A 15,262-nucleotide genomic window follows, 5' to 3' on the forward strand; every position below is an offset into this window, starting at 1 on the left:
CATATTTATATTGAATATTTTTAATAACTTTAAAATCTAATATATAATTAAAAAGTTTTTAATGAATTGATAAGGAGATGCGAGTATGAAGAAAGTCATAGGACTTATAGTATCATTATTTTTATTATTCTCTACCTATGCACCAACATTTACAGCAGCAGCCGAAGTTTTAAATAAAGTAGGCTGGGTGAAGGAAAATGAGAATTGGTACTATTATCAAAAAGATGGAAGTAAGCAAATAGATAACATTACTTTAGATGGAATAGAGTATTCCTTTTTTAAAGATGGGAGGCTATTCCAAGGGAGAAAACAGGTAGGAAAAGAGGATTTATATTATAGTGAGCCTGGTAAATTAAAGACTGGATGGAGTTTTTCTGCAACTTCATGGAGCTATTTAAAAGATGGTAAGTATGTGACAGGAACATTTACCTATCAAGGAAAACCATTTGAAATTAATAAGTATGGGGATATGGAAAAAGGATGGATTACTCTTCGTTCTGCTGTTAAAAGAATCTATCCAAAGCCAGAAACAAAATTTCTATTTAAATCTAAACCTGTAAAGGATGGAGATGTCTTAGAGGTCATTTCAAAGCAGGGGTTATGGTATCAGGTTAAATATCAAGGAGAAGTCGGTTATGTTCGGATATTTGAATCTGTTGTAATTGGTGAATCACCAGTTCGTTCATGGGATGTAACAAAGGAAGCAACGAATTTGTCTCATTTTATGATAACGGAGTATCATAAAGATCCTGAAAAATACTTTCCACCCAATATTCAAAAGAAATTTGATAAACAACTAGATAGTGATTTAGCTCTTCTTGCGAATGGATTAAAATGGATTGATCAATTAAAAGAAGCACTCTATTTAGATAATAAACAAGGATGGGTACAAGAAGAAGGGAAATGGACATATTATAAAAAAGATGGACAAAGAATAACTGGTTTCCAAGCAATTGATGGGAAACGTTATTATTTTGGTACTGATGGTTTTATGCAAACGGGATGGTTACATACAAATGGATCAGATTATTATCTGGGAACCGATGGTGTGATGCAAACAGGAGTCCAACATATTGACGGGAAAATCTATTACTTTAGTCCGTTAGGTTCTGTACAGTCAGGATTTACAAATGTTGAGGGGAAACCTTATTATTTTGATGCTTCTCATGAATCAAAAAATGGTTGGATGAAGCAAGAGTTTAGTTGGTACTTACTACAGCCTTCAGGTGCATTACAAACAGGAGATTTTACCTATAAAGACAAGAAATTCTCCTTTAATCAAGACGGAGAAATGGTTAAAGGTTGGATTACTTTAGAATCCCTTGTTAAAAAAGTATATCCAGAACCAGATTTAAGAAAAGTATTGCGTGCAAAACGTGTGAATAATGGCGAAGTGATAGAAGTTACTGGAAAAATTGGCTCTTGGTACGAGGTGAATTATCAGGGAGAAAAAGGATACGTACGTATTCATGATGCTATTATCTTTGATCAGGAAGCTAAAAGTCCACTTACTTTGCTTGATGGAAAAGTAAAGATATTTGAAGGTGTATTAGATTATTTAAAAAGTGACGAAACAGTCATAAATAACACAATTGGAATTTTAGAAAAAGAAGAACAACGTTTGTTAGATGATGCAGAGAACTGGGAGAGTATTTCAAGGAACGTAAACAACGCAAAGCAAGATGTACAGTATAAAGTACAAGTGATGAAAGATGCACATGGTAAGTTACAAGAACTTGTAAATGCAATGAAAGGTGACATAAAAAATTTAACCGTTACCCAAAGGAAAGAACTTGTAAAATTACTTGGAGCTGATGGAAAAGAATTATTAGATTTTGGTGTAGAGACATATAGTTTTATACTCCAGTACTATGAATCACTTATTGAGGCCTATGTTGGTTATTATCAGGCATTAGATGTGGTTGCGGCCAAAGCGATTGAATGTCAAAATGAGATTAATAAAGATATTCATCAAATCACATTGAATATGCAAGAGTTATCGAAAGGGTTATCTGGTGTAGTTAAAGATTTAGGACCAGTTGTAAATAGCTCCATTAATCTGAAACATTCCATTGATGAGGCAAAACCTGGGATGGAGGAACTTGTACAAGTAACACGAAAAAACGCTCCAATCATTGCGAAAGACTTACAAGCATTGGATGCGAAAGTCCCAGGATTCTTCACAGATTTCAATATGGGAATAGATCTTGCAAATATCTTTATGGACTCGGCTAATAAAATAGCAAGTCATAAAGTTGATGTATCTGCTGCAGCTAGAAATATTGGTAATATTGATTTAAGTAGTGCATTGTATGATTTGGGTGGAGATCCATCTCGTATTTATAATCGTGCGAATGATGGGGATTTATCATTCGTATTGGGTATTACACCAATAATTGGTACAGGAAAAGAAATTGGACAACTTATCAAAGGTGAAGACTTAGTAACAGGTCAAAAATACGGTCCAGACGATTATGCATGGGGCACATTGGCCGTCGTATCTGGTGGTACAACACGAGTTGTTGGTAAAGTTGTAGGGAAGATTGGCGATCTTGAAAAGAAAGGAAAAGCACTTGAAGCAGCTGCTAAAGGTGGTCGTTCTGGAGAGATTGTTCTGGATAAGGTTCAAACATATGAACAAGCAAGAAATAAAGCAATGAGTTTATTGGGAGATTTAGGGGCTGATTCACAACCATTTATAGGAACAATGGAAAAAAGCGCTGGTTATGGTAAAATTGTTGGTAGAAAAACAGCCGATAATAAAGCTAGATGGCGTTTAGACTATGATCCTAATAAAGGAATGCATATCAATGTAGAAGATTTTAGAAATGGAAAGAAAGAGCAAGCAATAAAATATGCAATTCCTTTTGAAGGAAATGAAGAAACTTTTAAAGCATTATTAAAACATTTAAATAATTAATCAGGTGATAAAATGGCAACATTATTAGAAGAATGTATAGAGGCATTAGGAGTAAATATTGAGATTTTAGAAGAAACACAAGGAAGAACAATAATAAGAAAATTTGAAAATACATTTCCTATCACATTTTGGGGAAGAATTGATTGGGAAAATATTCAAAAATATGTTGAGCTATACAATGAGGATGAAATAAAAGCATATTTACAGAATTGTTTTGGAACATATTCTCATATGGTATATCTTATTTGGGATGACGCGACATTACCAGTAATTAAGACAGAATTGCATCAAGTTTTGGAAGTAATATATGATGTTACAGCTGTTAGTTTTGATACATGGATATACTCACCAGATATAGGGTTTGTTATTGAATATCATCATGATGGTGATATTCGTATTGGAGACGTAAAAAATATTATTAAATAAATAGTTTTTTATAAACAAACGTAGGATCATTGATTCCTACGTTTGTTTAGTGTTAAGTAAAAATTTAATCACCTGAAAGTATTAGGAAATACGGGTAACTATGACAGATCCTAGATGGCCTCAGGAAGACGGATGGGTCAAAATGGCCCATAATGTAAATGGTGTGGAAATACATTATGTTAAAAATACAAAAACTGGTGAATTTGATGATTTTAAATTTAATGATAAAAAATAAATAAGGGGCATTTATTATGAAAGTAACTTGTTTGTACAACACTGGAGATTATCTAACAAAGGCAACAGAGGAAACATTTAATTTAACCATTGAAAAAGAGTATATTGTTTATGGAATATGTAAATTACAAAGTGATGAGTTAACATATTTAATCTTAGGAGAACGTGAAAATATGCCATCATGGTATCCAGCAGAATTATTTAAAATATCCGATGCGTTACAACCTTTAGAATGGTATTGTGCAGAACACAAACAGGTTAAAGATACAACTATAGATTATATATGGGGATATAAAGAGCTAACCTTGGATGATTCACATGCTCTGGGGTTAATAGAAAGAGAAAATAAAGATATGGAACTATTTTTAAAGCGTAAAGCTGAGATTGACGAATTTGAGGAATTGTATAAATAAATTAAATTTATTTATGAAAAACGTAGGAATTAAATATTCCTACGTTTTTTGTTTATAACATTTAAATACCTGATTTTTACAAAGGTTAAAGGATCAAATGGAAAATTTTTAATTTATCCTGCATAAGCAGAATCGTTTCTGTAATTCTACTTAATAGAATACTCCCCTGTATATCATCATTATTGAGTCCTGATTCCATGAGATTGAAGTTAAGATATATTGAAAAGATCTTATTGAGATTTCTTGTCAATTTCTCATTAGTTTTCAGTTTATTCGGAAATTTGGTGGTTTTAATTTTACAGTTTAGTGAAATAGTGGGTTTGAAGATAATATAAAGCGTCTGCAGGACAATAGTTATGGGTATAAGATGAAAATATTGTATGTGCATAGCGAAACATAACGGAAGGATAAACAGTACTGTAGCATATGAAACTTATTTGGTCTGTCTTAGGAGTCGTACAATGCATAATTGTAAGTCAGCAATCCTAGAAATAAGTTTGCCTTCGGTAGGAAGCGTTCCACTAACGATGTTCATACTCAATATTTTTTTAAAACGTTTGAAGGAATTTAGTTTATGTATATAACTTTATGAAGAATATTAAATCTGTAGCATATGTAATTCCTCTGGAATGGATTCACGTATAGATCCTCATCTAAATTAAAAGATTTCACATATAATTTCATTTATGTTTAAAGTTTAAAAGCTCACCATAGATGATTTATAGAGAATGCAATTATAAATGCAAGAAAATCTAGTTTAAAATTGAGAATTCGTTCTATTTTGGTTAGATATGGAATAAATGAATTTTATTTCTCAATATTCACTGTATGTCACTTTTTTGTTTTTTTCTATATGATATTGGAAAAAGTATGCTTAATTTTATAACATAAATCCCCTACAAAATTATTACTCTACAAATTAATTTCTTAAAGAAAACTTCTTGTGAATATGTTACTAACTACATAAAGTGTAATATTAACAGAATTATTACCAAAGTATTAGGTTTTTAGAATGAAAAATGAATGCTCAAAATATCATTGAAATCCAGGAATAGAAATCGTAATTAAAATTTTTTGTTTTCTGTCAGGTATGTAAATCACTTTAGCTACTTTATGGGTAATTTCATGTGTTTTTTCTTTTGCTTAAATTTATGAAATAGGAGTATTAGCTCTAAGTATTGTAGCTAAGAGTATGTAAAGCATAGAAAATCCGAATTAAACAAAATAGGAGGAAAGTGAAAATGAAGCATCAAGATGATAGTAAAACTGGTTTGGAAATAGCGATTATTGGAATGGCAGGTAAATTTCCAGGTGCAAATGAAATAAACCAATTCTGGGATAACCTAAAAAATGGTGTTGATTCAATTTCTACATTTACTGAAGACGAGTTAATTAAAGAAGGTGTTAATTTAGAGGTTTTACAACATCCTAATTTTGTGAAAGCAAAAGGGTATTTGGAGGAAGTAGAATATTTTGATGAATCCTTTTTTGCTTATACACCTAGAGAAGCGAAAATAATGGATCCTCAGATCCGTATGTTACAGGAAACGACATGGGAAGCATTAGAGATGGCAGGCTATAATCCATTTGATTATGAAGGATTAATAGGGTTATATGTAGGAGCATCTACTAATTTTAATTGGATGAAGCACACGCCATTATTAAACAGTGATAGTGTGGTTGAGTTTTCAGAGGCAGGTACTCTTTCCTATAAAGATGCAATTTCAACGCTTACATCCTATAAGCTGGGACTTAAGGGACCGAGTTTTACATTATATACAGCATGCTCTACATCTCTTTTGAGCATTCATCTTGCATGTAGATCATTGTTAACTGGAGAATGCTCTATTGCAGCTGCAGGTGGAGTATCTATAACGTATCCTAAAAAGAATGGTTATAAATACCATGAAGGAATGACAAGTTCACCGGATGGCAAAGTACGTACTTTTGATGCAGAAGCCCAGGGTGCAGTTTTTAGTGATGGTGTAGGTATGGTAATACTAAAGAGATTAGAAGATGCGATTGCTGATGGGGATACAATCTATGGTGTAATTAAGGGATCAGCAGCAAATAATGATGGTGGTCGAAAAGTAGGCTATACTGCTCCGAGTGTTGAGGGACAGGCTGAAGTAATTCAAGCAGCTCATAGTTTTGCTGAAGTTGATCCTTCTACAATTAGTTATATAGAAACGCATGGAACGGCAACGCCATTAGGGGATTCTATCGAAGTAGAGGCTCTAAAGAGAGCGTTTCAAGATGTGGACAAGAAATCTTTTTGTGCAATTGGTTCTGTAAAGAGTAATGTAGGTCATTTAGATACAGCTGCAGGGGTAACGGGACTTATAAAGACAGTTTTATCTATGAGACATAAACAACTCCCGCCAACTTTAAATGTGAAGCGCCCTAACTCGAAAATTGATTTTATAGATAGCCCATTCTATATCAATACTGATTTGGTGAATTGGCAAAGTGAAGATAATGATCTTCTTCGAGCAGGTGTGAGTGCTTTCGGATATGGTGGAACTAACGTTCATATTGTATTAGAAGAAGCGCCTAAAGTTAAAAGTTCTGCTTCTACTAGAGAAAAAAAGTTAATGGTTCTTTCTGCTAGATCAAAAGAAGCTTTAAATAATGCTACAGTAAATATGGTTCAATATCTGGAATCTAATAAAGATGTTGAATTAGCAGATGTAGCATACACATTGCAAACTGGCCGTCGACCATTTCCGTATAGAAGAGCGGTCTTATGTAAGGATATAGATAGCGCCATAGACAATTTAAAAACAGTTAAAGATTTTCACGTAAAAACGCAAGAAAATCCAGATTTGATATTTGTGTTACCTAGCGAATACTCATCAATTATTGAGAATGTAAAAGAACTATACCAAAAGGAACCATTATTCTTACAAGTATTTGAGCGTAATATGACTGATGCCCAAATGTATACTGGAAAAGCATTGAAAGAAGCATTCTTTAAAGGAACAGATGATAGCTTGGTTGAAGATTTAACCTTCTTCGTCTGCTTGCAATCGATTATTGATGTATTAATTGAATGTGATGTACGTCCTTCTAACGTTATTGGTACAGGCCTAGCTGGAATGGTTTCAGATATTTATAATAAATCTCTTAAGCCAGAAGATGTCCTGAATCAATTAGTTGAGAACTATACAGAGTTACAGACAGAATGGACGCATGGAGAAAAAGTAGAACTTCTAACACAAGTTAAGGATGTAGATCCTAATTCTGTGATTGTACATATTGGAGAGTTGTTAAATTCTGAAATTAATAATAATCAGATTATTTTACGAAACGACTTGTTAGAGGTATTGGGACAAGCGTGGGAGTTAGGGGTAGAAATTAATTGGAGTAAACTGTATGAAGAGGAATATAGATTACGTATTGCCTTACCAACTTATCCTTTTGAGAAAAAACGATATTGGATAGATCCAGCTGAACAGCAAAATATAACTAATAGTGAAGAAACATCGATAAAGAAACGTTCTAATATAGCTGAGTGGTTCTATACTCCAGGTTGGATGGAAAAAGAAATTGTAGATGTAACTAAAGAATCTACTAAAAGTTGGTTGTTATTTTTAGACAATGAGCATATAGGCTTAGCTCTTAAAGAAAAGCTTGAAAGAGATGGACATCGTGTTATAACAGTCGGTCTGGGTCCTTCATATAAAAAGATTAGTTTAAATGAATTTACAATATGCCCTACTGAACAAGAAGATTATTATCAGTTATTTAATGAGCTACAAAAACAAGAGTGTTTACCAGAGGAGATTATTCACCTATGGAATGTGGATAATAAGGATTTAGGTATCGAGACCTTAGATACTGGATTCTATTCATTAATATCACTTGCAAAGACAATTAGTAAATTTAATTTACTTTATCCTATCAATATAAATGTTATGACGAATAATATGCAAAAGGTAGTAGGAGACGAGTCTATTATTGCAGAAAAATCTACTCTTTTGGCTCCTATAAAAGTATTTCCGCAAGAGTATCCAAATATTAGATGCCGTAGTGTAGATTTTATGTTGTCTGATAATGAAGAAGCATTAATATCAAACTTATATTCTGAAATTCAAACGGACATTATTGACACTGTAATAGCAATTCGAAATAACACTCGTTACATTCGAATCTATGAGCCTATACCTGATGAAAAAGTAAGTGAAATGCTAGTAATAAATGAAAATGAATTAGCTTCAAAAATTCCGAATGTTCGATCGGAAGGGGTTTATTTAATTACTGGTGGAATGGGAGGAGTAGGCCTTAAATTAGCAGAATATTTGGCGCGTACAGTAAAGGCTAAACTAATATTAGTTAGTAGAACAGCTCTTCCTGATCGTGAAGAATGGGATCAGATTCTTCACGATCAGATTGAAAATGAACAATTATGTCAACGTATTAACCATATTCAGAAGTTGGAGTCATTGGGAGCAAAAGTAATGACAGCTGTTGCTGATGTTGCTGATGAAGAGCAGATGAGAAACGTGATTCATCAGGCCGAGGCTAATTTTGGTCACATAAATGGGGTAATTCATGCAGCAGGTGTCTTACGTGTTAAATCAGCTCAGTGTCCAATGGAAAAGATAAGTAGGATTGAATGTGAAGAGCAATTTCTTCCTAAAGTACATGGTGTACTAGTTCTTGATAAGTTATTGAGTAATTATGATCTTGATTTTTGTTATCTTGTTTCATCACTTTCACCTATTTTGGGTGGATTAGGTTTTGTAGCCTATTCAGCAGCAAACCTTTACTTAGATAGTTTTTCAGACAAAGTGAGTAATACATCTAATAATCGATGGACCAGTATTAACTGGGGAGATTGGCAGTATACGGGAGCTCAACAGGTTAATAAAATATTCAATGCTCAAAGTATAGAAGCACTTGAAATGACATCTGAGGAAGGACAAAAAACATTCCAATGTGTGCTTGGTTTAAGTGGTTTAAATCAGGTAATTATTTCTTCAGGAGATTTAAATAAACGTTTTGATCAATGGATTAATCTGAATTCTCGTAAACGAATTTCTGAATTGGAAACTCAAACGAAAATGAGAGATAAGTTCAGAACTCAAGATGAAGTAGAGGAAATAATTATAGGAATTTGGAAAGAGTTTTACAGTGTTGATACTGTAAATGTAAATGAAAATTTCTTTGATCTTGGTGCAACTTCACTTCATATAATTCAAATTCATGAGAGATTAATTAATAGATTAGAAAAACAGATTTCAATTGGAGTTATGTTTGAGTATCCAAGTATTCGTTCTTTAGCGAGATACTTAAGTGGAGATAAGCAAAAGAATCAAGTTAAACATACAAAACGTTTTAATCGAAAAACGAAAGAAGATAACGATATTGCAATTATAGGAATAGATGGACGTTTTCCTGGAGCACAGAATGTAAATGAATTTTGGAATAATATAAAGTCTGGTACAGAGTCTATTCAATTTTTTACAGATGAAGAGTTAATTGAATCTGGTGTGAATCCTATGGAAGTAAAAAGCCCTAATTATGTTAAAGCGAAAGGGTATTTGGAGGGTACTGATAATTTTGATGCTCCATTCTTTGATTATACACCTCAAGATGCATCATTAATGGATCCACAACTACGAGTATTCCATGAATGTGCGTGGTCTGCCCTTGAACATGCTGGATATAATATTGAGACCTACCCGGGCCTAATTGGTGTATATAGTGGGGCATCTCCTAACTTATATTGGCAAGTGTTATCTACTCTATCAGAGGCAAATGAACCAGCTGGGCAATTTTTAATTTCATTACTTAACGACAAAGACTCGCTTAGTACTCAAATTTCTTACAAATTTAACCTTAAAGGACCAAGTATGAATATCTTTACGGGATGTTCAACATCATTGGTGGCTATTCATAATGCAAGCCAAGCATTATTACAGGGGCATTGTGATATTGCTATAGCTGGAGGAATTACATTAACTCAACCTGAAAAAGCAGGTTATACCTACCAAGAAGGAATGCTATTTTCTTCAGATGGTCATTGTCGTCCTTTTGATGAAAATGCAAATGGAATGCTTTTTGGAGACGGTGTTGGGATTGTTGTTCTGAAGCTTTTACAGGAAGCTATAAATGATGGGGATACTATACATGCAGTAATAAAAGGAACGGCGATTAATAATGATGGGAATCGGAAAATTGGTTACACTGCACCTAGTGTAGAGGGTCAAGTAGAAGTTATTAAAATGGCGCAACATGAAGCAAATGTAGAACCTGAGTCCATTTCCTATATTGAAACACACGGAACTGCTACTAAACTAGGAGATACCATTGAGATCAAGGCGCTTAGTGAAGTGTTTAACTCTAATGAAAAACAATCTGTACCAATTGGATCTGTTAAAGCAAATGTCGGCCATCTAAATGCAGCGTCTGGTGTTGCTGGTCTAATTAAAACGGTCTTTGCGATGAAAGATCAGGTTCTTCCGCCAAGTGTGAATTTCACAAAACCAAACACGCAAATTGGATTTGAAAAGACACCTTTTTATGTAAATCAACAATTAAATGAGTGGAAAGAGGATAATAAACCATTACGTGCAGGTGTTAGTTCATTTGGTATTGGTGGTACAAATGCACATATTATTTTGGAGGAGGCACCAAAGCTTGAAGCAACCTCAAATAGTAGACCATACCAGATGTTAATGATTTCGGCAAAATCGAAAGATGCTTTGGATCGTATGACTTTGAATTTAGGAAATCACCTTGAAGAGAATCCTCATGTGAATTTGGCAGACGCTAGTTATACATTGCAAATTGGACGTAAGGAATTCAAGCATAGGAGAGCTTTAGTTTGTTCCAGTACCCAAGAGGGAATTGAACAATTAAACCAGCCAGAAGGAAGAAGAGTACAATATGCAAATGTAAAAGAGGAACATCCTAAAATTAACTTCCTGTTTTCTGGGAACGGATCGCAATATGTAAACATGGGGTTAGAATTATACGAACAAGAGGCAATTTTCCGTGAAGCTATGGATGAATGCTTTGCAATTCTTCAATCTGTTACGAATGTAAACATGAAAGAAGTGTTATACCCAACTACTTTCAGTATTGATGAGGCCACGGAAAAATTAAAAAGAATGGAATTTAGTCAACCAATTCTTTTCGCGTTTGAATACGCAGTTGCGAAACTATTAATGGGTTGGGGAATTAAACCTGAAGCAATGATTGGATATTCTTTTGGTGAATATGTAGCTGCTTGTTTAGCAGAAGTATTTACTTTGGAAGATGCATTTAAATTAGTTGTAAAAAGAGGTCAGCTAATGAGTAGTCTCCCTGCAGGGGTAATGCTTAGTGTTCCGCTTCCAGAAGAGGAATTAATTCATTTAATTAATTCTTTTGAAAAAGAATATCAACATACCATTTCTTTAGCGGTAGTTAATGGTCCAGCTTGTATAGTTTCTGGGACAGAAGAAGCAATTGTAGATTTTGAAAATGAATTAAAGAAAAAGCGTTTAATGTGTATGCGAGTAACAATAGAAGGAGCAGCACATTCACACGAACTGGATTCAATTCTGGACGAGTATGCTTCCTATGTTAGTACATTGACACTTAGAGAACCTAAAATACCTTATTTATCAAACTTGACTGGTACTTGGATACGACCTGAAGAAGCAACAAACCCAGTTTATTGGGTAAAACATATGCGTGGAACTGTTCGATTCTCTGATGGAATTCAAGAGTTGAATAGCGACAATACAAGTCTATTCATAGAGATTGGTCCTGGAAATGACCTTAGTAGGCTTACTAGTCGCCTTTTAGACTATGAAAATGGTAATGAAAGAATATTTAATACGGTTCGATCTGTTCAACAAGATGTATCAGATATGTATTTCTTATTTAGTCACATCACTCGAATGTGGGTAACAGGTATTTCTATAGATTGGGAACAATTTTATAAAGATGAGAAGAGAAGACGTATCCCATTACCAATGTATTCTTTCAATAAAATATCTTATAAATTACAAGGTAATCCGTATGATTTAGGTCAAAAGCTTAATAGTAAGCAATCTAAAATTAGTAAGAATAACAACATTTCTGAATGGTTCTATACACCGCAATGGAAAAGTTCTACATTGTTTGAATCAAATCATGATGTGAATGAGACATGGATTGTTTTTGTGGATCAAGAAGGATTAGGTAATGAACTAGTTAAGGACTTATTAAATAAAGGGGAGAGAGTAGTTACAGTAGAACCTGGCTTTGCTTTTAATAAGGAGAATAACGATCGTTTCATTATAAATCCTGAAGAACGTACAGATTACGTTAAGTTATTGGATGAAGTACAGGAAATATGTGGTTTACCTACAAGAATAGTTCATATGTGGGGAATTACGGATGAGGAAAGACAAGCCTCAATTGAATATGTAAATTGTAAACAAAACTTAGGATTCTATTCAATTTTTTACTTAACTCAGGCACTAGGAGACAAGAATATCTCTGATTCAATCTCAATTCGAATTATTACAAATGGTGTTCAACAAGTGATTGGTGATGAAGAATTAATTCCAGAAAAATCAACTGTACTTGGAACGTCATTAGTTGTTCCACAAGAGTATTCTTATCTTTCTTGTTCAAGTGTTGATGTTGTTTTACCTCTAAACAAAGAATGGAAGAGCAGGTTAATAAATCAATTAGTAGAAGAATGTCTTTCAAATACGAATGATAAGATGATTGCTTATCGAGGAAATAAAAGATTTGTTCAAACTTACGAGCCTTTACAACTAGAACAGCCAGCTAAAGAGAAACTGCCGTTACGAAAAAATGGAGTTTACCTTATTACAGGAGGACTCGGAGGTATTGGTACAATTCTTGCGAAACACTTGGCTCAAACTGTACAAGCCAACTTAGTTCTTCTTACACGTACAGGTCTGCCAAATCGTGATGAGTGGGATATGCATTTGAAGGAAAATACGATGTATTCGGACAGAATTCGTAAAGTTTTAGAGATAGAAGAAACGGGATCTAAAGTTTATGTACTTGCTGCTGATGTTACAGATCAATCACAACTATACGAAGCAATTCATAAGGCAGAACAAGAATTTGGAAAGATTAATGGTGTAATTCATGGTGCAGGTATTCTTGGTGGAAAGACTTTTAATTTAATTCAGGAACTTGAAAAAGAGGACTGTGAGGAACAATTTTCTGCAAAAATTTATGGTCTTCTCAATTTAGAAGAGTGCTTACGAAATAAAGATTTAGATTTTTGTGTTCTAATGTCTTCAATTTCAGCGGTCTTAGGTGGATTAGGTTATGTATCATATGCTGCTTCAAATATATACATGGATGTTTTTGCACAATATATAAATCGTTATTCCAACCTGCCTTGGATAAGTGTCAATTGGAGTGATTGGAAATACTGGGAAGATGAAGAAAAAGATATGCAGATAGGTGCAAGTGTACATGAATTATCTATGACACCTGAAGAAGGAGTTCAGGCTTTTAATATAGCACTGTCATGGAAACAAGGGGAAGTACTGATTCATTCTCCAGGAGAACTGCAAGCGCGTATTGATCAATGGGTGTTATTAAATTCTTTCAATGATGAGAAGGAAGAAGAATTAGATTCTACGTTATACCATTCTAGACCACAACTCTTGACTGAATATGTAGCACCTCGTAATGAGGTAGAAGAAAAGCTTTCAAAAATTTGGAGAAATATATTTAAAGTTTCAGAAGTTGGTGTTCATGATGATCTTCTGGAACTAGGTGGAGATTCACTTAAGGCTATTACTATTGTTTCAAAAATTCATAAAGAGTTTAATGTTGAAGTTCCTATTAAAGAACTCTTTACTCTATCAAATATTGAGAAACTAGCAAATTATATTTCAAGGGCAGATAAGAGTGAATTTGATGTTATTGTTCCAGCTGAACCTAAATCTCATTATCAGCTTTCTTCAGCTCAGAAGAGATTTTATGTATTACACCGATTGTATCCAGAAAGTACAGCTTATAATGATACTTCCGTTATTCTTTTGAATGGAAAATTAAACATTGAACGTTTAGAAAAGGCGTTCACTCAATTAATTAAGCGTCATGAAATATTTAGAACTACTATTGAAATGAAAAATGATAAACCGGTACAAATTATTCATGATCATGCTGATTTCCATATTACTCAAATTGAGGGCTTTGAATCTGAAGTGGAACAAATAATTAATGAATTTATTCGCCCATTTAATTTTAATAATGCTCCATATTTCCGTGTAGGGTTAATTAGATTGGAAGAACAAAAACATATTTTAATTATTGATTTACATCATATAGTAACCGATGGAGTTTCCTATGATATTTTTGTTAGAGATCTATTTGCGCTTTACTCAGGAGAGAAATTACCAAACTTAAAAATACAGTATAAGGATTACTCAGAATGGCAGCAGAGTGAAAAAGAAAAAGAAATTGCTCTCAAACATGAACAGTATTGGCTAGAGCAATTTAAAGATGGTGTACCTGTCTTGAATATGTCTACTGATTATACAAGACCTGAAATAATAGATCTGAAAGGTAGTAAAATATCCTTTACTATTGATTCAAAAGTTACCAAGAAAATTAAGCGTTTATTAGCAAAAGAAGAAACTACATTATATACGCTAATGCTCTCTGTATATAATATTTTGCTAGGTAAATATACTGGCCAAGAGGATGTTGTTATTGGTTCACCAATTACTGGTCGTCCACATGCGGATTTACAAGATATTATAGGAGTATTTGTAAACATGTTAGGGATAAGGAACTATCCAAGAGCTGAACAAAGGTTTACTCAATTCCTATTTGAAGTAAAAGAACAGGTTTTACAAGCGTTTGAACATCAAAAATGTCAATATGAGGACCTGGTTAATCAATTAGGACTTCAAGGAACGTATAATAGGAACCCACTTTTCGATGTTTCATTTGTTATGCAAAATATGGATGAAGATCATATGTTTATCGATGGTTTAGAATTAAAGACATATGATCACGACTTTAAGCGCGCGCAAATGGATTTATTGCTAAGAGTGGTTGAATTGGAAGATACAATTGAACTGACTATGGAATATGCAACCTCTTTATATACTAGGGACACGGTTCAAAAGTTATGTGAGCGTTATGTTGAGATTTTTGAACAAATTGTAGATCATCCTGAAATTTTATTAAAAGATATTTCATTTAAACAAGAAATTCAAGAACTGCAACCAGTTAAGGTATCAGTAGATTTTGGGGATTTTAACTTTTAATTGATTATTGTCAGGAG

General features: G+C 33.5%; 5 protein-coding genes. All 5 read left to right on the forward strand.

Going from position 1 to position 15,262, the window contains the following annotated elements:
* The first annotated feature begins 85 nt into the window (after window positions 1–85).
* The 5 genes from ACS2CR_RS07050 (at window position 86) to ACS2CR_RS07070 (ending at window position 15,245) form a co-directional block, all read left to right on the forward strand.
* A complete protein-coding gene (locus ACS2CR_RS07050; RefSeq protein WP_153602547.1) occupies window positions 86–2,920 on the forward strand; it encodes a pre-toxin TG domain-containing protein in 2,835 nt (944 codons plus the stop codon).
* Window positions 2,921–2,932: 12 nt separating this feature from the next.
* On the forward strand, window positions 2,933–3,346 hold the full coding sequence (locus tag ACS2CR_RS07055) for a CDI toxin immunity protein (RefSeq protein ID WP_097820544.1): 414 nt from the start codon (window positions 2,933–2,935) through the stop codon (window positions 3,344–3,346).
* A gap of 100 nt (window positions 3,347–3,446) precedes the next feature.
* A complete protein-coding gene (locus ACS2CR_RS07060) occupies window positions 3,447–3,581 on the forward strand; it encodes a MafB (RefSeq protein WP_086790713.1) in 135 nt (44 codons plus the stop codon).
* A 16-nt stretch (window positions 3,582–3,597) separates the two neighbouring features.
* Window positions 3,598–3,993 (forward strand): hypothetical protein, encoded by a 396-nt coding sequence (locus ACS2CR_RS07065; protein ID WP_153602546.1) that lies wholly within the window; start codon window positions 3,598–3,600, stop codon window positions 3,991–3,993.
* A gap of 1,241 nt (window positions 3,994–5,234) precedes the next feature.
* Window positions 5,235–15,245 carry a type I polyketide synthase gene (locus tag ACS2CR_RS07070; protein WP_153602545.1) on the forward strand — a complete coding sequence of 3,337 codons (10,011 nt, stop codon included), beginning with the start codon at window positions 5,235–5,237 and terminating at the stop codon, window positions 15,243–15,245.
* Window positions 15,246–15,262 lie beyond the last annotated feature (17 nt).

Origin of the sequence: Bacillus cereus group sp. BceL291 (genome assembly GCF_051776705.1) — a bacterium.
GTDB classification, from domain to species: domain Bacteria; phylum Bacillota; class Bacilli; order Bacillales; family Bacillaceae_G; genus Bacillus_A; species Bacillus_A cereus.